This window comes from Bacillus infantis, from assembly GCF_008180445.1.
Lineage (GTDB): Bacteria > Bacillota > Bacilli > Bacillales > Cytobacillaceae > Bacillus_AB > Bacillus_AB infantis_B.
Genome location: NZ_VTER01000002.1, coordinates 263,683 through 287,775, shown reverse-complemented (window position 1 = coordinate 287,775; position 24,093 = coordinate 263,683). Strand labels below are relative to the sequence as shown.

At 43.9% G+C, this 24,093-nt stretch carries 22 protein-coding genes, 2 pseudogenes and 1 riboswitch; of the genes and pseudogenes, 2 read left to right on the top strand and 22 right to left on the bottom strand.

Features of this window, described 5'->3' with window-relative positions:
* Positions 1-150: 150 nt before the first annotated feature.
* The 12 genes and pseudogenes from FZD51_RS03735 to FZD51_RS03680 form a co-directional block, all read right to left on the bottom strand.
* Complete coding sequence (locus FZD51_RS03735) at positions 151-1,419, bottom strand: TRAP transporter large permease (protein ID WP_148973538.1); 1,269 nt, start codon at positions 1,417-1,419, stop codon at positions 151-153.
* Complete coding sequence (locus FZD51_RS03730; protein ID WP_148973537.1) at positions 1,416-1,937, bottom strand: TRAP transporter small permease; 522 nt, start codon at positions 1,935-1,937, stop codon at positions 1,416-1,418. The genes FZD51_RS03735 and FZD51_RS03730 overlap by 4 nt, the downstream gene beginning before the upstream one ends.
* 63 nt (positions 1,938-2,000) lie before the next feature.
* On the bottom strand, positions 2,001-3,029 hold the full coding sequence (locus FZD51_RS03725; protein ID WP_148973536.1) for a TRAP transporter substrate-binding protein: 1,029 nt from the start codon (positions 3,027-3,029) through the stop codon (positions 2,001-2,003).
* Positions 3,030-3,140: 111 nt separating this feature from the next.
* Entirely contained in the window at positions 3,141-3,989 is an 849-nt protein-coding gene (locus tag FZD51_RS03720) for a helix-turn-helix domain-containing protein (RefSeq protein WP_148973535.1), read from the bottom strand.
* A gap of 178 nt (positions 3,990-4,167) precedes the next feature.
* Positions 4,168-4,365, bottom strand: a complete 198-nt coding sequence (locus tag FZD51_RS03715) for a hypothetical protein (RefSeq protein ID WP_148973534.1) — start codon at positions 4,363-4,365, stop codon at positions 4,168-4,170.
* A gap of 8 nt (positions 4,366-4,373) precedes the next feature.
* On the bottom strand, positions 4,374-5,393 hold the full coding sequence (locus FZD51_RS03710; protein WP_148973533.1) for an ABC transporter permease: 1,020 nt from the start codon (positions 5,391-5,393) through the stop codon (positions 4,374-4,376).
* Positions 5,362-6,900 carry a sugar ABC transporter ATP-binding protein gene (locus FZD51_RS03705; RefSeq protein WP_148973532.1) on the bottom strand — a complete coding sequence of 513 codons (1,539 nt, stop codon included), beginning with the start codon at positions 6,898-6,900 and terminating at the stop codon, positions 5,362-5,364. Before FZD51_RS03705 ends, FZD51_RS03710 begins: the two co-directional genes overlap by 32 nt.
* Positions 6,901-6,965: 65 nt before the next feature.
* A complete protein-coding gene (locus FZD51_RS03700; protein WP_148973531.1) occupies positions 6,966-8,048 on the bottom strand; it encodes a sugar ABC transporter substrate-binding protein in 1,083 nt (360 codons plus the stop codon).
* Between the two features lie 140 nt (positions 8,049-8,188).
* A riboswitch (SAM riboswitch) is annotated at positions 8,189-8,354 on the bottom strand.
* Positions 8,355-8,456: 102 nt separating this feature from the next.
* Positions 8,457-8,546 (bottom strand): annotated as a pseudogene (locus FZD51_RS26825) (hypothetical protein); the annotation flags it as partial.
* A gap of 394 nt (positions 8,547-8,940) precedes the next feature.
* Positions 8,941-9,219: a hypothetical protein gene (locus FZD51_RS03690; protein WP_148973530.1), complete on the bottom strand. Its 279-nt coding sequence runs from the start codon at positions 9,217-9,219 to the stop codon at positions 8,941-8,943.
* Between the two features lie 753 nt (positions 9,220-9,972).
* The gene (locus FZD51_RS03685) at positions 9,973-10,941 is read right to left on the bottom strand and encodes a caspase family protein (RefSeq protein ID WP_148973529.1); all 969 of its coding nucleotides are present in this window, start codon (positions 10,939-10,941) and stop codon (positions 9,973-9,975) included.
* 18 nt (positions 10,942-10,959) lie between these two features.
* The gene (locus FZD51_RS03680) at positions 10,960-11,343 is read right to left on the bottom strand and encodes a TIR domain-containing protein (RefSeq protein WP_148973528.1); all 384 of its coding nucleotides are present in this window, start codon (positions 11,341-11,343) and stop codon (positions 10,960-10,962) included.
* Positions 11,344-11,480: 137 nt separating this feature from the next.
* Here FZD51_RS03680 and FZD51_RS03675 point away from each other — a divergent pair, with 137 nt between their 5' ends.
* The gene (locus tag FZD51_RS03675) at positions 11,481-12,128 is read left to right on the top strand and encodes a DUF6338 family protein (protein ID WP_148973527.1); all 648 of its coding nucleotides are present in this window, start codon (positions 11,481-11,483) and stop codon (positions 12,126-12,128) included.
* Positions 12,129-12,479: 351 nt separating this feature from the next.
* On the opposite strand, the pseudogene FZD51_RS03670 reads toward FZD51_RS03675, so the two are convergent.
* The 8 genes and pseudogenes from FZD51_RS03670 to FZD51_RS03635 all read right to left on the bottom strand — a co-directional run.
* Positions 12,480-12,923: pseudogene (locus FZD51_RS03670) on the bottom strand (hypothetical protein); the annotation flags it as partial.
* Between the two features lie 160 nt (positions 12,924-13,083).
* Positions 13,084-13,617 (bottom strand): HNH endonuclease, encoded by a 534-nt coding sequence (locus tag FZD51_RS03665; protein ID WP_148973526.1) that lies wholly within the window; start codon positions 13,615-13,617, stop codon positions 13,084-13,086.
* A 2-nt stretch (positions 13,618-13,619) separates the two neighbouring features.
* Entirely contained in the window at positions 13,620-14,762 is a 1,143-nt protein-coding gene (locus FZD51_RS03660) for a DGQHR domain-containing protein (protein ID WP_148973525.1), read from the bottom strand.
* Positions 14,763-15,129: 367 nt separating this feature from the next.
* The gene (rlmD, locus tag FZD51_RS03655; RefSeq protein ID WP_148973524.1) at positions 15,130-16,524 is read right to left on the bottom strand and encodes a 23S rRNA (uracil(1939)-C(5))-methyltransferase RlmD; all 1,395 of its coding nucleotides are present in this window, start codon (positions 16,522-16,524) and stop codon (positions 15,130-15,132) included.
* An 18-nt stretch (positions 16,525-16,542) separates the two neighbouring features.
* On the bottom strand, positions 16,543-17,388 hold the full coding sequence (locus FZD51_RS03650; RefSeq protein WP_187445628.1) for a DNA-3-methyladenine glycosylase family protein: 846 nt from the start codon (positions 17,386-17,388) through the stop codon (positions 16,543-16,545).
* A gap of 113 nt (positions 17,389-17,501) precedes the next feature.
* A complete protein-coding gene (gene pdaA, locus FZD51_RS03645; protein ID WP_148973522.1) occupies positions 17,502-18,299 on the bottom strand; it encodes a delta-lactam-biosynthetic de-N-acetylase in 798 nt (265 codons plus the stop codon).
* A gap of 112 nt (positions 18,300-18,411) precedes the next feature.
* Positions 18,412-19,935 carry a fumarate hydratase gene (locus tag FZD51_RS03640; RefSeq protein ID WP_148950668.1) on the bottom strand — a complete coding sequence of 508 codons (1,524 nt, stop codon included), beginning with the start codon at positions 19,933-19,935 and terminating at the stop codon, positions 18,412-18,414.
* A gap of 373 nt (positions 19,936-20,308) precedes the next feature.
* The gene (locus tag FZD51_RS03635) at positions 20,309-20,494 is read right to left on the bottom strand and encodes an SE1561 family protein (protein ID WP_009792096.1); all 186 of its coding nucleotides are present in this window, start codon (positions 20,492-20,494) and stop codon (positions 20,309-20,311) included.
* Positions 20,495-20,673: 179 nt separating this feature from the next.
* Between FZD51_RS03635 and FZD51_RS03630 the strand changes: the two genes are divergently transcribed.
* The gene (locus tag FZD51_RS03630; protein WP_420886212.1) at positions 20,674-21,183 is read left to right on the top strand and encodes a DUF421 domain-containing protein; all 510 of its coding nucleotides are present in this window, start codon (positions 20,674-20,676) and stop codon (positions 21,181-21,183) included.
* 39 nt (positions 21,184-21,222) lie between these two features.
* Here the strand turns inward: FZD51_RS03630 and ggt are convergent, their stop codons facing one another.
* Both ggt and FZD51_RS03620 read right to left on the bottom strand, forming a co-directional pair.
* Positions 21,223-22,911: a gamma-glutamyltransferase gene (gene ggt, locus FZD51_RS03625; RefSeq protein ID WP_148973520.1), complete on the bottom strand. Its 1,689-nt coding sequence runs from the start codon at positions 22,909-22,911 to the stop codon at positions 21,223-21,225.
* A 169-nt stretch (positions 22,912-23,080) separates the two neighbouring features.
* Positions 23,081-23,944 carry a hypothetical protein gene (locus tag FZD51_RS03620; RefSeq protein ID WP_009792099.1) on the bottom strand — a complete coding sequence of 288 codons (864 nt, stop codon included), beginning with the start codon at positions 23,942-23,944 and terminating at the stop codon, positions 23,081-23,083.
* Between the last annotated feature and the right edge of the window lie 149 nt (positions 23,945-24,093).

Sequence of the window (24,093 nt, the reverse complement as noted above, 5' to 3'; positions counted from 1 at the left end):
TATTGTTGAGCTTAATCTTATTCTAAAAATTTCTGACAGGATTTTCTCATTCAAATCGGAAGGCTTTTTGCAATATCGGAGATTAGAGGGAAAATATTATTTTACGAAAAAAAAGACGCCCCTTCCTTGCAGAAGAGGCGGAATGAAAGATTATTGGTAAACAAAGTTTGATAAATAAAGAGAAAGCTGCGGCACATAAGTGATAACCATTAATGCAGCAATCAGCACGAAAATAAAAGGCATTGTTCCCCGGGTTACACCAGCGAGCGACATTTTGCTGACACCTGATGCTACAAAAAGATTCAATCCAAATGGCGGTGTCAGCATTCCGATCGCCAGGTTGATTATCATGATGACACCGAAATGGATAGGATCAATTCCCATTTCCAGAACCACTGGCAAAAACAGCGGAACGAGAATCAGCACTGCTGCACTTGAATCCATAAACATACCCACGATCAGCAAAATAATGTTCACCAAAATTAAGAAAACAAAAGGATTGGATGCATATTCAATTAGCGTTCCTGCAACGGTTGACGGAATTTGTTCGTATGTCAAATACCAGCTGAATACCTTTGAAGCAGAGATGACAAGCATAATCATGGCAGAAGTCACAATGGATCTTTTTGTCACTGCAAATAATTCCTTGAAAGTCAGTTCCCTGTAGATGAAAAAGCCGACGATCATACTGTAAACAATCGCGACCGCTGCAGCCTCTGTCGGAGTGAATACACCAAAGTAAATGCCGCCAAGAACAATAACCGGCATCAAAATTCCCCAGATGGCAGAAACCGTGGATTTCCATAATTCCTTGCCGGTTGGCCGCGGATCTGGTTTATGCCCTTGTTTCTTTGCAATAATATAACCGACAGTCATAAGGATCAGGCCTATAAAGATTCCCGGAACGATTCCGGCTATAAACAATTTGCCAATCGAAACCTCCGCTACAGAGCCATAGACTAAAAACGTAATACTGGGAGGGATGATGATTCCGAGAGACCCGGATGCACACATTAGTCCAACTGAGAACTTCTCAGAAAAACGGGCCTCCTTTAACGATGGAATCATGATGCCCCCAATCGCTGCCACTGTTGCCGGACTTGAACCTGAAAGGGCAGCAAAGAACATAGAGGATAGCACCCCTGCAATCGGCAGTCCACCGGTTGTCCAGCCGACCCATTTCTTTGTAAAGTCAATTAGCCTCTTGGATGTCCCTCCTGCCAGCATCAGGTCTCCTGCAAATACAAAGAAAGGAATGGCCATAAGCGAAAACGAGTCGACCCCTGAAAACATCGTCCTCGCCAAGGTGTCCATAGGAACATCACTTTGAAAGATGACTATAATGGTGCTTAACGCGATGGATATGGCAATTGGAACACCCAATAATAGAAGAACTGCAAAGATTAATAAGAGCATCATAGTTTGGGAGCCTCCTCTTTAGAAGGGGGAATCATTGTGTATTCTGAACGAAAGCTTTTGATATCCTGAACTAAAAGCTGCAAAAAGCGGATTGCCATCAGGCTTGCACCTACAGGAATAGCCAGATATGGGATAAACATCGGCAATCCGGTGGACGGTGTCACGCTGCCGAATTCAATCACACTTGTCACGATTCCACTGCCTGACCAAATTAAAAATACACATAAAACAATAGAAATCAGATTGGCAATAATGGAGAAAATCTTTTTCCCTTTTATCGGCAAGTACGTGACAAGAGCATCCATTGTGGCATGTGCTTTTTCCCTGACAGCAATACTGCTCCCTATAAATACAAACCAGACAATTAAGTACCTGGCTATCTCCTCTGACCAGGATAAGGAATAATTAAATACATACCTGAGCACCACTTGGACAAAAACAAGCAAAGATGTAAAGATTAGTGAAGCCACTCCCACATATTCTTCTAAGTAGTTTAGAAAGTGGTTGATTTTCTGCAATGTAACTCCCTCCCTTAGAAAAAGGGACGGCTATCAGCCGCCCTTAATTGTAATTTCAAGAAATTATTCTGCCTCTTTTATGGCGTCGAGGAGCTCCTGACCGCCTTCTACTTTCTTAAAGTCTTCATAAACTCCGCTTGTCGCTTCAATAAATGCTTCTTTATCAGATTCTGTCAGTTCAGTAATTTCAATTCCTGATTCTTTTAATGTTTTCATATAGGCTTCTTCATCAGCAGCTGATTGCTCCCATTGCCAATCCGTAACCTCAGCAGCCACCTCATCAACAGCCTTCTGAAGGTCAGCAGGAAGCTTCTGATAGTACTGCTCACTGATCAATAATGGGTAGGCCATATATCCATGACCGCTTAAAGTCAAATAATCCTGGACTTCATAAAATTTCTTGCTGACAATATTGCTTAAAGGATTTTCCTGTCCATCAACTGTTTTCGTCTGGAGGGCTGTATATAACTCCGCAAAGTCAATGGAAACCCCTCCCGCGCCCATTGCCTGGAACTGGGAGATCAGCAGCGGACTCTGTGAGACACGCATTTTCAGGCCATCAAGATCATCCGGCTTTTGAATTTTTTGTTTAGAGTTTGTCAGGTGTTTGAATCCGCCGTCCCAATATCCCAATGCACGAAGCCCCTGCTTCTCCAGATACTGGTTGAACACTTCGCCCACTTTTCCATTTACAGCGCTTTTTACATGGTCACGGTCTTTAAATAAATACGGGAGATCGAATACTTCAAATTGCTTAACAAAGGCTGGCAGGACACCAGTAAAGGGAGCATTCATCTGAATCGTTCCAGACTGCATTTGTTCAGTGATTTCCCTGTCTGCTCCTAATTGGGAATCAGGGAATACTTCCACTTTGATTTTTCCGTCCGTACGTTTCTCCAATAGCTCTTTGAACTTTTCTGCAGCTTTCCCTTTTGCCGTTGAAGCGCTTACAACATGTGCAAACTTAATAACATATTCTTCTTTTTCCGCAGCGTTCCCGCTCTGCTCTGTTGCTCCATTTTTTCCACAGCCGGCAGCAAATACAGCAAACATTAGAATGCAAATTGAAAATAATCCCCATCTTCTTTTCATGTCCCTTTGACCTCCTAAGATTTATTTTCTCTTTGATTACTATTTTGAATTTTCTTTAAATTAAAGTCTTATGAGATTGGGAGAAAAATTCTTAATTTTGGAGATAGGGAATCAGGATACTGTATCTGAAACATCTGAAGCCGACTGAGAAGATAATCGAAATTTGTTTGGTGATATTCCCACTAAATTTCTGAAAGTACGGTAAAAAGTCGAAAGTGTTTCATATCCCACTTCAAAACAAATGGACACGATATCCAGATCAGATTCCAGAAGCAATTCCTTCGCATGGTTAATTCTTACTTTTTGAAGATATTGCAGAGGAGTATCATTAAATTTTCTTTTAAAGATATCATTCATATATCTGGTTGAAATTCCATAGACTGCCGAGAGGCTTTCAGCGGTAATATTAGTAAAGTAATGCCTTTCTATGTATTCCTTCATTTGTATCGAGCGAATATCATTGGCATCCTGGACAGATGTATAATTCTGCTGACGCAGCAAATGAATCATGATTTCTATAAGATACACGGGCATGGACAGCTTTCCAAAAAGATCACCATTTTTCTGTTCATATAGCATTTTTCTAATTAATGGCCTGATTTCACTTGCTGTATATAAATCAAGTTCAAAATGCCGCGATTCTTTTTGCATTAAAGAAAGCAGTTCTTTCTGCAGGGTGATTTCCATAGAAGGCAATGAAAATGCCAGAACCAATACAGTCATTTTGGTAGCAGCCTTTATGGAGTGAACACAATTGGGCGTAATCAGCACCACTTTGTCTTTTGAAAAGTTATAGGCCCTGCTGTCCAGTGTGATCTCACCTTCACCTTCAAGAGCATATAGAATTTGAAAATAGTCATGATAATGCTCAGAGACAAACTTGCCTTTTAGGTGCTTGCTTTCATATAAACTAATTCCTGTATCCGGAAAGTCGAACCTTTTGTACAGCTTTTTATCCATCGGGAACCTCCTAATCGAAATTTTCAAATATTTATTGTTATAAGTTATTCTATATATAAAATAGTTCCCCTTTAACAAATTTTCGCGTTAATAGGTAAAGCTTATATTTCTCCTCTAATTCAAGCCCTTTAAGCTTATGTCAATCATTCTCATATAAACAAAAAAACAGGCTCCCTCCTCAGGAACCTGCTCCACTCCTCAATACCAATTCACTTACCACCTCAACATGCGCCGTCTGCGGAAACATATCCACCGGCTGCATATACTCCACCTTATACTCCGGATCCAGCACAGCAATATCCTTCGCCAATGTCGACGTAAAGAAAGTGCCTGACCCCACACGCTTTAAAGCATTAGCTAGTGTGGGGTCAGGCACCTATTTCTCTAACTGGCACTCTTCATTTGTATTTTTGAACGCGCTGATTTTTTAGCACTGAGTCGGAAATAGGTGACCGTGAGTGCAAGGACGAGGACTGTGCCTTTTACAATTTCAAATGCGTAATATGGTAAATTCAGCATCGTCAGCCCGTTGAGGAGCACTCCTATTAAAGCTGCTCCAAAAAACGTGCCCAACGCATTTGGTTTTCCTGCTCCAAGAACAGAGAATCCGACGAAGACAGCGGCTACAGCCTCCATCAGCAAGGAAGCCCCGGAATCTATTTGTCCAGATCCAACCCTGGACGCAAAGAGAATCCCTGCCAGCGATGCAAAGATCCCGGATACTACGTAAGCAAGTGTTTTCACCTTGTTCACATTGGTTCCTGACAACCGGGCAGCCTCTGCATTCCCCCCGGTCATATACAGGATTCTTCCCCACCGGGTTTTATTCAATACCACGTAAACAGCAGCCACCAGTATCAGCATTAAGATCACTGGAACAGGAATTCCCCATAGTCTACCCTGCCCAATCCAAAGGAAATTTGGATAGAACTCTCCAGGTGCCTTTCCTCCAGTTGTCAATTCCATGTGGCTGTAGATAGAATATCCCTCAGTATATGTGCGGTGCATACCTGAAATGATATACATGACCCCTAAGGTTGCCAGCAGATCGGGTATTTTAATTTTTACAATAAGAAGGGAGTTAAACAGCCCCACCGCGGCGCCTGCCAAAATCGGAAGGATCAGGACTGCCCAAAGCGGGAGCTCAAACCATACCATCAAAGAAGCTGTTAAGACCGTCGCAAGGGACATCGTGGATCCTACCGACAAATCAAATCCATCCACAATCAGGGTAAATGTCACTCCTAAAGCCAGCAGGGTGACAATGGAGATGGAACGCAGAATATCGGATATATTACCGTAAGAAAAAAATGCCGGGTTTACGATGGTGAAATAAACCAAAATCAGAGCCATCAATAGGATGGCACCATATTTATATACAAACTGAAACACTTTGCTGCTCATCACTTTCCTCCTTTCCCCCGCTCGCATATAGCAGAATTTTTTCCTGTGAGGCCTCTTCCCTTGATAATTCTTTTACAATCATCCCGTCATACATCACTAAGATTCGGTCCGAGACAGTCAGGATTTCTGAAATTTCACTAGTAAGATAGAGAATACCCTTCCCCTGGTCGGCAAGGCCTTGGATAAGGTCGAAGATTTCCTTCTTTGCACCAATGTCCACGCCTTTGGTCGGTTCATCGAAGATATAGAGGTCACTGTCTGCTCCTGTCCATTTTCCGATCGCCACCTTCTGCTGGTTTCCTCCGCTTAAATGGAGAACCGGATCTGTTGTCCCGCCTGATTTAACACCCAGGTTTTTAATAATTTCTTCCGCGTGGCTTTTTTCCGATTTTTTATTCATGAAAAGAAAAGAGGAAAACGATTTTAGATGAGGGAAAGAAAGATTATGTTCAATCGACTCATTGATAAACAATCCCTCTTTCCTTCTTTCTTCCGGGATTAAAACCACACCGGCACGTATCGCATCTGCCGGACTTTTAAAGGGACCTATTTCCCCATTCATCGTTATTTCACCTGATTCTGTTTTTGTAAGGCCGAACAAAATTCGTGCCAGCTCTGTTTTTCCTGCTCCAACCAGCCCTGCGACTCCTACTATCTCTCCTCTTGAAACCGAAAGACTGGCATTTTTCACTAACCCGCCATCACTTATCCCATCGACTTCTAACAGTTTCTTCCCAGGTACCGTTTTTTGTTTTTCTGTAATTTGAATGTCTTTGCCAAGCATCGCCTCGACAATTTCCTGATGGGTAGCTTGAGTTGTTTTAACGGTCTGAATGGTTTCACCGTCTCTCATGACGGTAATCCGGTCACTTATTTCAAATACTTCCGGCAGCCGGTGGGAAATGAAGATGATGCCCATCCCCTGCGCCTTCAGCTTTCTCACAATGTTAAAAAGATACTTTGTTTCCTCGATAGACAGCGGGGCAGTCGGTTCATCCAAAATGATGATGCCCGCCTCTTTGACCAGGCCTCTGGCGATCAGTACCATTTGCTTTTGAGCGAGGGTCAACTCAGAGACATATTGGTCTACAGCTATTTGCTCTTCATTCAGGAGAGCAAGAATTTCTTCTGCTTTTCGCTTCAGCTCCTTTTTTGAGACGAAAAAACGGTTTCCTCCGGCAAAGGAATCAAGCAGAATATTCTCCGCCACTGTCAGCTGCGGCACCAATGCCGTATCCACCTCCTGGTAAACACAGTGGATGCCCAGATCCTTCGCCTCTTTTGGTGAATGGATCGTGACTGGCTTCCCGTTAAGATAAATATCGCCTTCATCATGGCTGTAAGCACCCGCCAAAATTTTGATAAGCGTACTTTTACCCGCACCATTGGCCCCCAATAAAGCATGTACTTCTCCAGAAGCCAAATGCAGTCCAGCTCCCTTCAAAGCCTTTGCTGCACCAAAGCTCTTGGTTATATTTCTCATTTCAAGTAGTGATGCACCCACCATGCTGCCTCCTTTAAAAAGGAAAACATCAGGCGGCCTTTAACCTAAGGCTGCCTAATGTCCCTCTGTTATTTCCCTTCTTCCAATTCCTTCAGGGTTTCGGTATATCCCTGGTCGCTGTTGCCCCATCCTTCCACGTATTCATTCAGCTCCGTGGTTGTGATTTGCTCTTCCGGGAGGTCATCTTTTGATACGAACACCGGTGTTAATTTAACATTGTCAGGAGTCTCTTCTCCGGATAATTTTTGATAGGCATAGCGGACCTGTATTCTGCCAATATCTTTTGGATCAACAGCTGCAGATGCCACCCAAGGAGAATTCTTGTCCTGAATCATTTGCAGGTCTTCATCACTCATATCGATTCCGTACACTTTGATATCTGTCCGGCCGGCCTGCTGGATAGCACGGACGGCTCCTTTGGCAAATTCATCCCATGCTGCCCAAACCGCTGTAATCTGCCCTTTCTCCGGATACTGCTTTAAAATGGCTTCCATTTGTGACTGAGTATCCAATGCTGTATTCTGCGTCGCTGCTCCAAATGCGGCGACCTCTTTAATCCCCGTATTCTGTTCAAGGAATTCCTTATAGGCGACTTGTCTTCGCTCCATCGGCGCAAAGCCGGCTACCCATATTTTAACGATATTTGCGTTTCCATCTGAGTCCTCAGCCAGTCTCTCAAGAGTGCTTTTTGCCATCTGCTGATCACCCTGCTCAAGCACGGTCACACCCGGTTCACTAACCTCGGCGTCAAAGGCAACGACCGGGATTTCTTTCTCGATTGCCTTTTGGACTCCCGCCGCCAATGCTTCTTTCGTGCCATGGTCTATTAAAATAGCATCAAATCCCTGGTTGATCGCTGCGTCCAGGTTTGAAGACATTTTCGCCAGGTCACCATCAGAAGTAAAAACTGTGGTAGTTCCGCCGAATTTCGTAACCTGCTCCTTCACACCGTCAATATATTGAGCAGAAAACGTACCAAGATTTTGCTGCATAATTAATGCGATCTTTTTATCGGCAAGCTGGTTATCACCATTGGTTTTATCGGCCGCCGCCTCTCCCTCGGTGCTGACGCCTGTCTTTGGCTGGCACCCTGCTGTAAGCAGGATAACGACAAAAATACTTAATAAAAAGCTCCATTTTTTATTCTTCATTTTCTCTCTCCATTATTGTTTTTTTATGCTTTTGCTTTGAACCCTTTGATGATGACCTGTTTATCACTCCTTTTATGATATAAAAAGGCCTCTTTCTCCGTAGAGAAAGAGGCTGAAGATTATGTATCGAATCTCCACACCTCTTATCTCCCAGAAAAGAAAAATCTCCTCTGTTGGAATTAGCACCGTGCCTTAAAGGTATTTACATACCGGCGCAAATCTTGCTAGCGCCCCGTTTCACAACGGAATTACGGTCGGTTGCTGGGCTTCATCGGGCCAAATCCCTCCGCCTGCTCTCGATAAGAGTTGAAAGCTTGCTATTAATTTTAATTACCTGTGCTGAATATTATCATCAAAATTAAATGTACGCAATATGTTTTTTCAATTTTGTAAATTATTATGAAAGAAGGTGCCTACGCCGCAGTATGCGTGTGCGAATTTTTCTTTGCCTGTAAGGGCTGCCGCTCTTTTGACTTCGTTATAGAGCTTGACGGTCTGCTAGAAGGTGAGCTGGAAGACGGTCCGGGCGAAAAAGAAAGTGCCTGACCCCATACACTTTAAAGCATTAGCTAATGTGGGGTCTGGCACTTATTTTCAGCGAGAAGGAAATATTATAGGCGACCTCTTACCAGCACTTTAATCCAGCACAGAATGTGGGGGCAGGCCCCCGATTTTCTGGAGTTTTTTTCTCCGTTGATGTTTTGCATGATTGAAGACCTGCGGCAGCCTTTTGGTGATTCTGTGATGAGCTGCTCTTTTTCCGGCAGGTCTTTTGTTGATATGATGACGATATCAAGCTCGCCGGCCTGGATGCCGGTCCGAAAAAAAGTGCCTGGCCCCATACACTTTAAAGCATTAGCTAATGTGGGGTCAGGCACCTATTCCTCAATAATTAGCCCAATTGACTTCTCCTTACGTCAAGTTCACGTTTACGTTCCTCTAGAATTTTTTCAACGGTTAAGTCTTTCTCTCCTAAAGAAAAGCCTTTTTGCTGCTTACGTTTCCTCGTATTGTTAATATCAAATAATTTATATTCACGCTTTTGTTCAGGATATGATACATAAGCAACGTGTTCTGAAGTAGTTGTTAAACCCATTCTATTTAACTTGTTTTGAGTGAATAGATGGTCTGGTACTTTTTCTGGTAGATACCGTTTCATCTCTTGGTTCATTATGAATGTCTCCCTACAAAAAAATTTAAAATTACTTAAACAGTAATTAATTCCAGACTCTAAATCGAATTTCTTTTCATTGCCCCTTATTTATATATATTTCTCCCAAATATAGAATCTCTACTTCCAAAGAAGGTACCTGATCCCACATGTTTTAAATCATTACTAATGTGGGGTCTGGCACCTATAACTTACATTTCAATATCCACTGAGTCTGTTTTACTCCACATCTCCTAAAATAGTTCTCCATTTATCCGATGTAGAAGTAGCATTTGCAGCATTAATCCTCTTTTGTAACATTTTTAAGTTTTGACTAATTTGTCTCCTCTCCAAACTATTACTATTACCCAGGTAACTATCTACATGTACTGACTGGCCTGTGCTATCTTTAATTGGATTAAGTACGGCATGACTTGAATGCCTAACAAAATGCTCGACCATCCCTTTAAATGTTCTTGGCGTGTTTGCAGGGTTTTTAAATGCATCAATGGCAAGTGACTCGACATGATAACCAGATAATTGTTTAGAAGTTGGCAGTGTAGAATTAATATTCTTAAACAGTTTAATAAGTGGTACTACCCTATTGCCATTTTAACTATTAACCTTAGTAAGCTTTTCGGCAAATTTGTGTGGTTTTATGACAGAACTCCATTTTTCTTTGTTAAAGGAAGCTATTCTATATCCAGTCTGAAAAAAAGTGCCTGACCCCACACGCTTTATAGCATTAATTAATGTGGGGTCAGGCACCTATTTCTAAATTCTTCTATCCTTAACTAATCTCCAATAGTGATATCCTAAAGCTGTTAATTTACATGATTTTGAATTCATAGCTGCAAAGTACATATGTTCTTCGTCGATAGGTACAACTAAACCAATACTCTCTAATTTTTGAAGTACCTTAAATTTCGCAACGTTCTCAGGGTCTGCATAAGGCTCAGTAACTTTATGTTCTACATCTAACTTATTTGTATCTTCAAAGGAAGGATTTAATTTGAATTGATGCTCAGGTTCAGGAAAATATTCTGTTAGTTTTCTGATAACATCAGTTGGTACTTGTGTAATCGCAGTTCTTAAAGAAGTAAACCGAGAGATGTTCGTCTTAAAAACTGGGCGCTGATCCCAAGGCCCAAGTGCCTGATCTATGTATGCATAAACACTACCAGGGGTAATATGCCCTCTTAAATCAGCGGCTCCTCCTTTTAAAGCTTCTAGTAAAAGGTTTGTAAATACCCCGTGTCCATTTACTTCTAAGGAAGATTGTGAATCTTTACTTGCAGTTAAAATGGAAACCCCTTCTACTATTTGTGTTGATGATCCGCCATTTAATCTTGGAGATCCAAATGCACCTGAATGACAGCAGTCTAATATGATTATTCGATTTTTTGCCTTCGAGTTGTTTGCAATACCTAAAATTTCATCCATCGATACCCCAACGTCATTAGCTTTATAATCAGGTGTAACGATATATCCGCCTGTATCATCTAAAAATCCGTGTCCAGAAAAATAAAACAAAGAAGTATCACAATCTCCATCAAACAGGTCTATTATTAGTCCTTTAAGTTCAGCCTTACTGTTTATATTCGACTCTACTTTTACATCAAAATTAGGAGAGCCATCCCCATTCGATTCTATAACACTAGCAAAAGCAACTGCATCATTAATACAACCTTGAAGAGGGGACGATGGATAGTCATTTATACCAACTATTAAAGCTTTTCTCATACTATACTCCCCTTGTTATTATAATGAATTTATCCAATTTTTTATATTCTCCCAAGACCAGTTTACAACACGAACTCCCTCTAACTCTTTAGGTAATGTTGCGGGACGATTATCTTGACTCCCCCAGACTCCTCTTAGGGGAATTTCCTCTTCTTTGGCGCACTTAACTTCCCAGAGTTGACCATCAGCATTTTTTGTGTTTTTTGTTACAATTACTAATACCCCGTCGCAGCCTTTTATTCTAGTTCGACAATTTGTTTTCCATGATGAATCCCATGGTTTTTTTACAGACATATCAACAAACTCAAATGGAGAATTTGCATTCTTAGCTTGCCCCACCAAAAAGTCTCTTAATGTTTTATCTTCAATTGCAAAGCTAATAAAAATTCTTTTCTTCGCCAAATTAATCAACACCCCTTAATTTCATTGTGGGAATTTGTCTAAGTATGTATAATTATAGCAAATAAAGGTTAAATTACCAAATGCTTACTGGGAATTTTTTTGAGACTAGATAACATTTCAAATATTGGAGGTATGGAATGCAATTTTCGGAGCTTACTGTTAGGTTACTTTTAATCTTTTTTCCTGGTATAATCTCTAGCCTTATTATTGATAATTTAACCATTCATAGAGGCCGTGAGTTTAAGGTATTCTTATTACACTCTTTCATGCTTGGATTATCTTCATATTTCATGTTGTTTATTGTAGTTGCTATAAATAATTGGATTGTTTCTTTAAGAGATTTGACTCCTACATGGAGGGTCAACTTCCTTGATTCATTAATTAAAGAGGATGCCTCTATAAATATTACAGAAGTTTTAATCGCAACTGTAATCTCAATTTTTTTATCAATACTATTCTCAGCGTTTATAAACCATAAATTACTTCACCGCCTAGCAAAAATGGCTAAAGTAACAAAGAAATTCGGTCAATTGGATGTATGGTCATATACATTTGATTCACCGGACATTGGATGGGTAATTATAAGAGATTTGGAGAAAGATTTAATGTATCAAGGTTGGGTTGAAGCTTTTTCAGATACGCATGAGGGAAATGAATTATTATTGCGAGATGTAAATGTCTATACAAATTCTACAGCACAAGAGTTATACTTTATGGAAGGAGTATATATATCTTGTAATTTGAACAATATTATTATAGAGTTTCCTGTGATAGCGAATAGGTAAAATAAAGGGGGGAACTAAATTGACAAATGGTAAAAAACTTAGTGAGGGATCAACAAAAAAAGGGGGATTAAATCCAAAGCCATCTTCTCCACGCCCACCGGCTCCACCAGCCCAAAAGCCTCCTTCTCCTAGCAATAGCTGACAAACCAAAATTAATTTAAGGACTAAGTTTCACTGCACAAATGAGACGCAGGATTTTTCCCCTTAGAATCCTCGTTTCTTTTTTAGTTGAATCATTAGCAAATGTAAATAAAACTCCTTAAAAATCTCCTCTTACCCTCAATGGCTGGGTGTAACCCCACAATTAAATAGTTCGTATCCTTGAATTGGAAAATCAATAACTAACTAGCACTAACTTAAATATTTTTTTTGGCTTGACCAAAAATAGGCCCCTCCTCTGGAACCTGCTCTACTCCTCAATACCAATTCACTTACCACTTCTACATGGCTGGTCTGCGGAAACATATCCACCGGCTGCATATACTCCACTTTATACTTCGGATCCAGCACCGCAATATCCTTTGCCAATGTCGACAGATTACAGGACACATAAGCAACCTTCTTAGGCTTCACCTTCAAAATCGTTTTCAACAGCGCTTGGTCAAGATCTGTCCTAGGCGGATCAACCACGATGACGCCAGGTCTCCACCCTTCTTTCACCCATTTCTGCGACAAGACTTCGGCTTTACCTGTTTCGTATTTAGCGTGTTTGATGTTTTTGCTTTTCCTGCCGTCCTGGATGGATTCTGGGATGTCCATGCCGCGGACTTCGCCTGCATAGTCTGCGATCCATATGGCACCTTCTCTTCCAATAAAAGAAGGTGCCTGACCCCATACGCCTTAAAACTTTAGCTAACATGGGGTCAGACACCTATTTTTTAGGCACAAGATTTTTAAAAGAATGACTAACATTTCTTTTAGCAACCTGATCTAGCAATTTATATATACATATAGATTACTGAGCCTCTTTAAGATTGATAAGATGCATATTCAACTGGAAATAAATGCTTCTCCCTTTCCTTTCATTACATTTACAACATAAGAGTTGAAGGTTATTGTCTAACTCATCTCCAACATAATCCCATGGAATGATATGGTCAATTTCAGAATTAGAAGCGTTAATGTCTTTGTAACAAATGTTGCAAAGATATTGTTGCTCATTGAGTAATTCGTTTCTGAGGCTAACTGGGAACTTTTTTCGAGTATTAATTTTTCTAAAATATGCCACTAGCCAATTATACAGTTCATTACATTCCTCAATAGATAAATCACAACCACTCATTTTAAGGGCAAGGCGCCGAATATACAATTCAGGGTGGATAGATTTTCGGAGGTTCGCAAGCACATCTTTTCGAACTTTTATATCTTTCATTTCCAGGCAAATTGTTTCAAAAACGCTTAATAGCATATTTTGGTATATTTTCCCTAGTAAGTCATCCATGCATATGTCATTACGAAATAATAACTCATTAAGTTTTTTAGCCACCATGATTAAATCCCATCCGTGGGATCAAAGTTTGTATTCTCACTATTAATATGAGTAAGTAAGTCCTTACCATGATCCTTGGATAACTTGACAGTAGCTCCTTCGCCTCGAAAAGCTAAGGAAGTATTTGGATTTTCAAAAACGTTATCTATACCAGTAGCTTGAGGCAATTTAAGGATAATCTCTTTAAAATTGTCTTTAGTTGCAGGTTTCTGATTCTTCATCAGGATTTCAAAAATGCTAGGGAATAGATAAAGGACATAACGTACCCCACTTATCTTTGTAAGTGTGTCTTTTCCTGGATCTTGATAGCTAACATCAAAGATTTCTTCCCAGGCCTTTAAGTAATTTGAAATTACCTTTACCTTCTTTTCTGTATTATCAATACCATAGGTTTCAAAACTGTCAATAGTCCCTGACCTTGAAAGAATTTTGGACAATTGGGTATCTTTATACCCCTTTAGCACTTTATCAGAGCCAAACATAATTCGACCTTTTAAAACTGAAAACGGCTCCACATTTATGCCTTCAGTTATGTCAAAAACTTTTTCTTCTTCTTCATTCAACAAACCAAGTGCTTTTTTAAGAAGACGGATAAGGTTAGTTGATACCTTATCTTGCTTCTCATTTGTAATCATAAATATTTCTTTTCTTTCATTCTTACTAAGGTCATCAAACACCGAAAAAATCATTTGATAGGGGGTATGATCTGAAAACTTAGGATCTCGAAACTCTGGATCAAAGGACCTTAACCGATGTTGACCGTCCAGGGCATCAATGGAACCCTCATAGATACTCCCATCCTCCAACTCTGTAGGGATCATAATATAGTACATATCCTTTTCTTCTGTTATATCGCCATTTTTCACTTCTACAGTTTCCTTTTTAATTTCCAAAGGATGGTTAATTACTAATATAGGGTTATTCGGGATTAACCCCAATGCACGATAATTTGCATCAATTTTCAACTTACCAGCTACGTAAGAACTAATTTCAATTACTTTCTTTTTTAACCACGGTCTTTGTGTTTCTTGAGAGGAACCCGCTTCCACTTTTGGTAAAAGTCCAACTATTGTCCTTGGATCTGCTACCATAACATAAAAGGTTTTACCTTTTTGAACAACTTTCTGCAAAGGGATCTTAATCACAACGCTCACTCTTTTCTAATAAAATTAGATCTATGTTAATCTAATAAAATATTAACTTTTAAATTGGATCTTGTCAAATAAAATTAAAAAATAGATCTAAAATAAATATTTAAGAAATCATCTTTTTAATTTTAGGGTGATTAGTAAAGCCATTTTTACTTATATAAAAAATGGTTTGGAGTAAAGACTATGAATATTTCTAGAAACCCTTATTCCCCAGCAGCATCTAAATAATGCAACTTTCTGTCAAAAAGACTGGGCAAGACACTACACAAATTATGCTTCAATGCATTACCATTTTTTCTTATCTCCAATTGAACGGCTCAAAAATGGAGATGTATACTTATAAAAAAAACAGGCCCCCTCCTCAGGAACCTGCTCCACTCCTCAATACTAATTCACTTACCACTTCAACGTGCGCCGTCTGCGGAAACATATCCACCGGCTGCATATACTCCACTTTATACTCCGGATCCAGCACCGCAATATCCTTCGCCAATGTCGACGGATTACAGGACACATACACAACCTTCTTAGGCTTCACCTTCAAAATCGTTTTCAGCAGCGCCTGGTCAAGGCCAGTCCTTGGCGGATCAACCACGATGACGTCCGGCCTCCAGCCTTCTTTCATCCATTTCGGCAGAAGAACTTCAGCTTTCCCGGTTTCGTATTTAGCGTGCTTGATGTTATTTCTGGCGGCGTTTTTCTTGGCGTCCTGGATGGATTCCGGGATGATGTCCATGCCGCGGATTTCGCCTGCCTGGTCTGCGAGCCAGAGGCCGATGGTGCCTACGCCGCAGTAGGCGTCTGCGACCTTTTCTTTGCCTGTGAGGCTGGCGGCTTTTTTGACTTCGTTATAGAGCTTGACGGTCTGCTCTGGGTTGAGCTGGAAAAAGGTGCGGGCGGAGAGCTCGAAGGAGAGGTCCCCGAGTGTTTCCTGGATGTATTCTTCCCCGTGCATATGGCGCGTTTCTTTTCCGAAGATCAGGGATGTTTTTTCGCCGTTGATGTTTTGCATGATTGATTTGACCTGCGGCAGCCTTTTGGTGATTTCTGTGATGAGCTGCTCTTTTTTCGGCAGGTCCTTGGTTGATGTGATGATGACGATTTGGAGCTCGCCGCTCTGGATGCCGGTCCGGGCCATGATGGTGCGGACGGTTCCTTTTTTCGTCTTTTCGTTGTAGACAGAGATGCCAATTTTGTTCATGACCTTCTTGACAACACCGATCGCTTTGTTGGTGTGCGGATGCTGCACGACGCATTGCGGGATGTTGATCAGGTTATGGGAGTTGAGCCCATAGAGGCCGGCGATGATTTTTCCATCCTCCTGGCCGACCTGGAAGGCCGCTTTGTTGCGATAGTTCCACGGATCCTCCATGCCGATCGTGTCGCGGATGTCGAGCCCTGTAACCGGAAGCTTTGTATGGCGTTCGAGCGCCTGGATGACGATGTCGCGCTTTTCCTGCAGCTGCCGGTCATAGCGGAGATGCTGCAGCTGGCAGCCGCCGCACAGTTCATAGACCGGGCATGGCGCCTGGACGCGGTACTCGGACTCTTTGCGGATCGTTTTGATTTTGGCTTCGGCGAACTTCGGGCTCACCTTTGTGGCTTCGACGACGACCTCTTCTCCAGGCAGTGCACCTGGTACAAAGACGACCTGTCTTTTAAAATAGCCGACGCCCTCACCATTGATGCCGAGCCGCTTGATTGTGAGCGGGAAGGTCTGCTTTTCTTGTATTTTTACGGTTTGTTCGTTTTTCATCGTGCTGCTTCACTCCATTTATTCAATGCTTCGCCATAGATACAGGGAAGCATAGGTTAGATAAGGATCCCACCCTAGCATATATTCGTCCATCTGCTCGTGGGTCGGTTTTGCTTCAAGCTTATATAATTTCTTCAGGGCATTTTGCAGCCCGATATCTGCCTTCGGGAAAAGGTTCTGGCGGCCGAGTCCGAACATCAGGAAGTTCTGGACCGTCCATGGGCCGATGCCGCGGATTTTGATGAGCTTTTTCATGATGTTTTCATCCGGCTCTTCTGCCAGCTCCTCAAGATTCAATCTTCCCTCGGTGATTTCCTGTGAGAGGCCGATGGCGTACTCGGCTTTCCTGCCGCTGAACTGGAGCTCGCGGAGCTGTTCCACTGTCAGGGCGGCCACTGTTTCCGGACGCGGATAGAACCAGACGCCGTCTTTTTGAAAACCGAATGTCTCGACAAACCGCTTCGTCAGTGTGAAGGCAAATGACAGGTTGAGCTGCTGGTGGATGATGCATTTCAGCAGGCAGCCGTACGGATCGAAATCCAGCACAACCGGTGTGCCGTAATGCTCGTCAAAAATCGCCTTCAGCTCTGTCCCCTGGAAATGGGTATGGATATCCTCAAGCGGGATATGCCATTGAAAGATCTGCGCCAGGCGCTCTTCCGCTTTTTCTTTATGCTTTCCCTCTGTGCCGTTTATAATGAATTCAGGATGCTCAGTGGTTCCCGTCGCTGTCACCTCGGCAGCGATCGGTTCATTTTCAATCATCAAAGGAACCTTCACACTCCGCTTTTCCTTGTCAACAGCATGAAGCGGATCAAGCGAAAGCCTGTCCAATACAAGATCAAAGTTATAAGGTCCTTTCATTTGAAAAATAGCCAACTAGCATCCATCCCTTGTGTTTTTTACCTTATTATAACACTTGGGATTATGCTGCTCCCAAGAAACAAGCCCAAATCCTTGATGATTTGGGCAGGTGTCTAGTACAGCATATCATGTTCGAACGCTTTATTCATCTCCAATTGATCAAGGCTTTTAAACGTATAGCCCCTTTTCTTCAGATCCTGGATCGCTTTTTCCAGTGCATCGGCATTGTCCTTTGAGACGGTATGCAACAGGAGGATGCAGCCGGGGTGGATCTGCTTCATGATATTGTTATAGGAATATTCCCAGCCCTTCTGTGCGTCCCTGTGCCAGTCAACGAAGGCAAGTGACCAGAATACATGGGTATAGCCCTGCTTTTTCGCAAGGTCAAGTGTGCGCTCGCTGAAAATCCCGCGCGGCGGCCTCAGGTAGGCCATCTGCTTGACGCCTGTCAGCTCCTCCGTCTTGGCACGGACCATCTCCAGCTCCTTCGCCAGCTTCTCATCGCTGATCCGCGTCATATCCGGGTGGTGCCAGGAGTGGTTGCCGACAATATGGCCTTCCTTCGCCATCCGCTTGACAAGGTCCGGGGCGCTGTTCAAATAATGGCCTGTCACGAAAAAGGCGGCCGGCACCTGTTCTTTTTTCAAAACATCAAGGACCTTCTCCGTATAGCCATTTTCATAGCCGTTATCGAATGTCAGATAAATATCCTTCTTGCTTGTATCGCCTTTATAATAAGACCCGTACCTTTCCAGCAGATCATCGAGTGGCTTACCTGCCTCTGCCGGCACTTCATCCTTTGCCTTCTTGAAGCCCCAATGGATCGGCGAATTGGCGGTCCCTGCGTGGGCAGAAGCACTCCCGGCAAAAAACAGCACAAGGGCCAGCATCAGCTGCTTCCAGTATCTCATCCCATTTCCTCCTTCAAACCTTTTAGGTTTAGTGTTTGTGAAAATGGGCGGGAGCATTCTGTCAAACATTAGAAAAAGCGGGAAGCACCTGGCTCCCCGCTTTTGTATCTTATTAGTAAACCCGTTCTTTGAATTGGGACAGTTTCTCTAGTGAAGACTTATCCACATCCTGGTGGAGGCTGTTGCCGTGTGAATCCATCGTTACGACAGCTGTGAAGCCTTCAACCTTTAGATGCCACATCGCTTCCGGAATGCCGAATTCCATCAGGTCGACGCCTTCGACTTTTTTGATGCAGTCTGCATAATACTGGGCTGCGCCGCCGATGGCATTCAGGTAAACGCCGCCATGCTCCTGGAGAGCTGCCAGTGTTTTCGGCCCCATTCCGCCTTTACCGATCACGGCGCGGATGCCAAATTTTTTCATGATATCGCCCTGGTAAGGCTCCTCACGGATGCTGGTCGTCGGCCCTGCCGCTTTGACATGCCATTCGCCTGCCTCGTCCTTCATCATGACCGGACCGCAGTGGTAGATGACCTGGCCATTGAGGTCGATCGGTGCATCATGGTCCATCAGATGGTGATGGATTGCGTCACGGCCAGTGTACATCATGCCGTTGATCTGTACGACATCGCCGACATTCAGAGCGCGGATCTGCTCCTCCGTGATCGGCGCCTGCAGCGTGACCACATTCTGGGCTGTTTCTTCTACAGCAGCCGCTGTTTCAAGCTCGGCTTCTGTTGGTGCGAAATCGATCTTCTCGCCTTCCTGGTACATCCACTCATTGATCTCGCCTGTTGCAGGAGAAATGCTGATGCCGAGACGGCGGAATGCCCAGCAGTTGTAGGCTACCGAGACGAAGAAGCTGGCCGGGATGCGGTTCATGACGCCAATTTTGCAGCCGAGCAGCGTCGTTTCGCCGCCGAAGCCCATGGTGCCGATGCCAAGCTTGTTGGCATTTTCGAGGACATATTCCTCAACCTTCTGCAGGTCTGGATGCGGGTTCACATCATCCACTGAACGGAACAGCTGCTCTTTGGCCAGGTCATAGCCGGAAGAGCGGTCGCCGCCGATGCCGACGCCGATGAAGCCGGCGCTGCAGCCCTGTCCCTGTGCCTGGTACACAGAATGCAGGATGCACTTGCGGATCCCGTCCAAATCGCGGCCCGCACGGCCCAGTCCGTCCAGCTCGCATGGAAGGCTGTACTGGATATTTTTATTTTCACAGCCGCCGCCCTTTAGAATCAGGCGCGCGTCGATATAATCTTTTTCCCATTGCTCAAACTTGATGACCGGCGTGCCGGCGCCAAGATTGTCGCCGCTGTTGTCCCCTGTCAGCGAATCCACAGAGTTCGGGCGCAGCTTCCCGTTTTTCGTTGCAAGGGCGATCGCGTTCTTGATTGCTTCCTTGATTTCGAGCTGGTTCACACCGACCGGCGTCTTGATTTTAAAAGTCGGCAATCCTGTATCCTGGCAGATCGGCGATACATTATCGTCCGCCATCTTAATATTATTCGTAATCGTCCCAAGGCTCATCGCCGAACGCGTGCCGGCACTCTCGCGCTCCTTCGCACTCTTGATCGCGCGGCGCACATCCTTCGGCAGGTTCGTAGAAGTCTCCACAATCAACTGGTACATGCTTTCCTGTAATGTCTCGAAATTCACAGCAAGATCCCCTTCCCTTTCGTTCCCCTCAAAAATCTTCTGTTTTTTGTACGAATTTTCACGATTTTATTATACTCCTATCCTTTGGTGATTTAAAGGGGGAGGTGAAATCGGTTACAGGTGGGATTTCGGTGGGCGGCGGGGTGTGGTTGCTGGGGATATTTGCGAGTTTTTTGGGATATTTGCGGGATTTTCGTTTTATTTGCGAGTTTCCGGATATATTTGCGAGTTTCGGTTTTTATTTGCGACTTCAAGTATATCGCGGCCTTCAACCTTTTTTTTGCGACCAGCCACCTGACAGCCGCACAGCCTAAAATAAAAAGAGCCCTCAAACCAGGGCTCCCTCCTACTCTTCGCGGTTATTAAATTCTTTACACTTAGATTCCAGTTCGTCGATCATCTCGATCAGACGGTCTATGTCTTCAAGCTCCGTGTCCTCTGGATCTATCGCATCCAGGACATCCATGAACATATTTAAGCGGTGCTTCAGGAATGTAACCTGCTGATTTTTATCTTGTATTGGACTGCCCAAAGCAATCTCTCCTTTCATACCGGTGCCTGTCGCAGGCACCCGAAATGCTCTTTTTACTTTACCGGAAAAGTCGATTTTTCGCAAATGCTGACGGTTTTTAGTATATCCCAAACCTTTCGGATGTTTCAGCGGCAATCTGGGAGGAAAAAGGCTAAGTAAAGACTCCTGGGAGGTATATGATGTTTTTTAACAGCTGGGATAATATATACAGAACGGTGATCGTCGGGATATGCAGCTATCTTCTTCTTATTCTGGTGCTCCGTATTTCAGGAAAGCGGACCCTGTCCAAGATGAATGCCTTTGATCTGATTGTGACGGTGGCACTCGGTTCGACGCTCGCCACGATTCTATTGAATAAAAAAGTGGCATTGGTCGAAGGATTCACCGCTTTTTGCGTCCTCATCGGGCTTCAATACCTGGTGGCCTGGACCTCTGTCCATAGCAAGACCGTAAGCAAGCTGATCAAATCGAATCCGACGCTTTTATACTATAAAGGCAGCTATCTTCACGATGAAATGAAGAAAGAGCGTGTGCTTGAAGTGGAAATCCTCCAGGCGGCAAGAAGCCAGGGCCTCTCCTCGCTTGAACAAGCAGAAGCGGTTGTGCTCGAGTCCGACGGATCTTTTTCGGTCCTTAAGAAGTCGGATAAAGAGGAATCCTCCACCCTGCAGAATATCAGCAAAAAATAACAGAAAAACAGGCTGCCGGGAAAGGCAGCCTGTTTTTTATTATTCCAGCCCGACTGCTTTTCCTTCTCGGCTTGAATCAGCCGCACCGTAAAGCTTGCCTGCTTCTTTATCAATTTTAATAGCCTGGACGTTTCCGATCCGGCTCGGGTTGTCCCCGAATTCATATCCGCGGGACTCCAATTCACCCTTTGCTTCCATACTGATTCCCGGCTCCCATTCAACGAGCGGGCCGGTGGCTGCGAAAATGCGCGGCTCTTCAACAGCATCCTTCAGATCCATCCCAAAGTCGATGACATTGACGATCGTCTGGAAGACAGATGCGATGATCGTCGGTCCGCCCGGTGATCCGAGGGTAAGGACCGGTTCACCGTCCTTGAAAAGAATTGTAGGACTTTTACAGCTGACCGGACGCTTTTCAGGCTCTACCTCGTTGATGCCGCCAGGATTGGCATCAAAGTCTGTCAGCTCATTATTCAGCATAAAGCCATGGTCCGGCACGAAGATCCCTGAACCAAATGGATGTTCAACCGTCGAAGTGACAGCGGCAATATTGCCCCACTGGTCGCGGACGGTAAAGTGCGTCGTTTCGCTCTTTTCCAGATCATCCGGCTGGCGGATTACCTTTTTCGGCTCGCCGTCTTCATATTTCCACGGATTGCCGAAATCAACTGCGTCATTTCTTCTTTCAAAATTGATCAGCTTCTGGCGCTCTTTTATATAGTCATCGTGAAGAAGGCCCTTGATCGGCATATCCTCGAACTCCGGATCCGTGTTGAAGGCGATTTTATCGGAAAACGCAATCCTCATGGCCTCTGTGAACAGATAGTACTTTTCCCATGATTTCGGACCATATTGCTTGAGGTCAAATTTTTCAAGAAGCTTGAGAATCTGGATCACTGTCAGTCCGCCGGCGCTTGGAGGCGCAGAAGAAGCAATCTTATAGCCGCGGTATTCGCCCCAAATCGGCTCATCAACCGTTACGCGGTAGTTTTTCAGATCATCCAGTGTCATAAAGCCGTCGAGATCATTCAATGCCCCTATGATAGCTTCGGCAATTTCTCCTTCATAAAAAGCCTCAACCCCTTTTTCCTGCAGGGTCCTGAATGTGTTGGCCAGCTTCTTTTTTACCAGAATGTCGCCTTCCTTCAGGGCTTTTCCTTCGGGCATAAAGAAATCCTTCGCATGCTGGCCGAGGCGGTAGTGGAAATTCTCGAGCGCTTCAGCGAGCACCCAGTTAACTTCAATTCCTTCTTCCGCAATATCGATGGCCGGCTGGATGAGGTCGGCCAGCTTCATGGTTCCGTGCGCTTTAAGGGCCTCGTCCATCGCCTTCAGGATGCCGGGAACCCCGACTGCTGTGGCATGTGTGCTCCGTTCACGGAACGGGATGACCTCGTCATTTTCATCGAGGAACATTTTCGGATGTGCCGCTTTAGGCGCTCTTGTGTGGCCGTCGTAGATTTTGGTATCCTTCTTCTCGTTGTCATAGACCATCATGAAGCCGCTGCCGCCGATGCCTGTCATCATCGGCTCAACGACATTAAGGGCAAATTGAATGGCGATGACCGCGTCGACCGCGTTTCCGCCTTGTTTTAAAATCTTCTCGCCGATATCGGCTGCGACATGGTGCGGCGCCGCCACCATCGCTTTCGTTCCTTCTGCACTCTCCCTTTCGTGTGAAGTTTTTTCATCCTCCGCTGTCATGTTCTTGCCTTTGCGAAACATCATCTATATTCCTCCAGTACAATTGGCTTTACTCTTGTATCAATCAATACCCCTTCTCTTCAAAAGAGAAACGAAGAGCGGCAGTTAAGAAGTTTCCAGCATGGCCAGATAATGTAATTCACGCACAAAAAGGCGGCATCTGATTGATGCCGCCCCTGGATGATATGATCTATTAAAGGTTTTTGCTGTTCTTTTGAGTAGATGGAGTTGCAGTCGCTGTGCTCTTGCTGGAATCACTTGAGAACGCAGTTGTTCCATTTGAGCCAGTTGAGCTTGAAGTGTTTGACTTGCTGCTGTTTGAAGTTGAGGATGAGCTGTCAGAGCTGTTTGACGAGCTTGTGCTGTCAGATGAGCCTGAACCGCCCACTGGGCTTTCAACCAGTTCAGAGCCGGCATCTTTTACCTTGCTGCCGATATCCATCAAATCGTCCTTTGCGTCCATGAGACCGCTTTTCGCGTCTTGGAAGTTAGACTTCGCATCACCTGACATGCCCTTAAACTCATTCACTTTTCCGAATACGTCATTATTAACGCGCTCGTACAGCTTCTGGGCATCGCTGATCGCTTCTTTCAAAGTCGAAGATGCAGACTTGAATTGGCTGATCATATTATCCTTGGCTTCGCCAGGATTTTCCTTTACTTCATTGAACATTTTCATAGAAGAATCCTTCAGGTCAGTCGCAGTGCCCATTACCTTGTTGCGTGTTGAAGTATCGAGCAGGGCAAGGGCTCCGCCGACAATCCCGCCAAGCACAATCCCTTTCAGGAGCTTGCTGTTGTCATTCGTTGAGCCGTAGTGGTTGCTTGAATTTGAGCCTGAGCTGAAGCTTGAACTTGAGCTTGTACCTGTACTAAAGTTTGAGCCTGTACCTGAATTGGTGCTCGAAGTGTCAGGGTTCACGCTTGTTGACATGCCTGTGTTTGAGCTTGTACCTGTTCTTGATTCCGCGCTTGTTCCAGTTCCTGGTACAGATACACCCGCGCTCGTTCCAGTATTTTCAGAATTCGTATTCGTACTGCCAAATTGCTGTGCCATCTTGCATTCCTCCTCTTGATTTATGCTATCATTACTAGGTTATTTCCCATTTTGAGAGATTCATAAACTATGATTTTTCAGAGGGACGCAAAAAATCATTGACATAGGCTTCACGGCATAGTAATGATTAAGGACATTTTTAGAAGGAG

Excerpts from the sequence above, each read along its gene's own strand:
- FZD51_RS03675 (WP_148973527.1), top strand. The coding sequence starts at position 11,481 with ATGCAATTTTCGGAGCTTACTGTTAGGTTACTTTTAATCTTTTTTCCT.
- FZD51_RS03620 (WP_009792099.1), bottom strand. The coding sequence starts at position 23,944 with ATGGCACAGCAATTTGGCAGTACGAATACGAATTCTGAAAATACTGGA.
- FZD51_RS03700 (WP_148973531.1), bottom strand. The coding sequence starts at position 8,048 with ATGAAGAATAAAAAATGGAGCTTTTTATTAAGTATTTTTGTCGTTATC.
- FZD51_RS03720 (WP_148973535.1), bottom strand. The coding sequence starts at position 3,989 with ATGGATAAAAAGCTGTACAAAAGGTTCGACTTTCCGGATACAGGAATT.
- FZD51_RS03710 (WP_148973533.1), bottom strand. The coding sequence starts at position 5,393 with ATGAGCAGCAAAGTGTTTCAGTTTGTATATAAATATGGTGCCATCCTA.
- FZD51_RS03685 (WP_148973529.1), bottom strand. The coding sequence starts at position 10,941 with ATGAGAAAAGCTTTAATAGTTGGTATAAATGACTATCCATCGTCCCCT.
- FZD51_RS03650 (WP_187445628.1), bottom strand. The coding sequence starts at position 17,388 with ATGAAAGGACCTTATAACTTTGATCTTGTATTGGACAGGCTTTCGCTT.
- ggt (WP_148973520.1), bottom strand. The coding sequence starts at position 22,911 with ATGATGTTTCGCAAAGGCAAGAACATGACAGCGGAGGATGAAAAAACT.
- FZD51_RS03725 (WP_148973536.1), bottom strand. The coding sequence starts at position 3,029 with ATGAAAAGAAGATGGGGATTATTTTCAATTTGCATTCTAATGTTTGCT.
- FZD51_RS03640 (WP_148950668.1), bottom strand. The coding sequence starts at position 19,935 with ATGTACCAGTTGATTGTGGAGACTTCTACGAACCTGCCGAAGGATGTG.
- rlmD (WP_148973524.1), bottom strand. The coding sequence starts at position 16,524 with ATGAAAAACGAACAAACCGTAAAAATACAAGAAAAGCAGACCTTCCCG.
- FZD51_RS03705 (WP_148973532.1), bottom strand. The coding sequence starts at position 6,900 with ATGGTGGGTGCATCACTACTTGAAATGAGAAATATAACCAAGAGCTTT.
- pdaA (WP_148973522.1), bottom strand. The coding sequence starts at position 18,299 with ATGAGATACTGGAAGCAGCTGATGCTGGCCCTTGTGCTGTTTTTTGCC.
- FZD51_RS03630 (WP_420886212.1), top strand. The coding sequence starts at position 20,674 with ATGTTTTTTAACAGCTGGGATAATATATACAGAACGGTGATCGTCGGG.
- FZD51_RS03690 (WP_148973530.1), bottom strand. The coding sequence starts at position 9,219 with ATGAACCAAGAGATGAAACGGTATCTACCAGAAAAAGTACCAGACCAT.
- FZD51_RS03665 (WP_148973526.1), bottom strand. The coding sequence starts at position 13,617 with ATGGTGGCTAAAAAACTTAATGAGTTATTATTTCGTAATGACATATGC.
- FZD51_RS03735 (WP_148973538.1), bottom strand. The coding sequence starts at position 1,419 with ATGATGCTCTTATTAATCTTTGCAGTTCTTCTATTATTGGGTGTTCCA.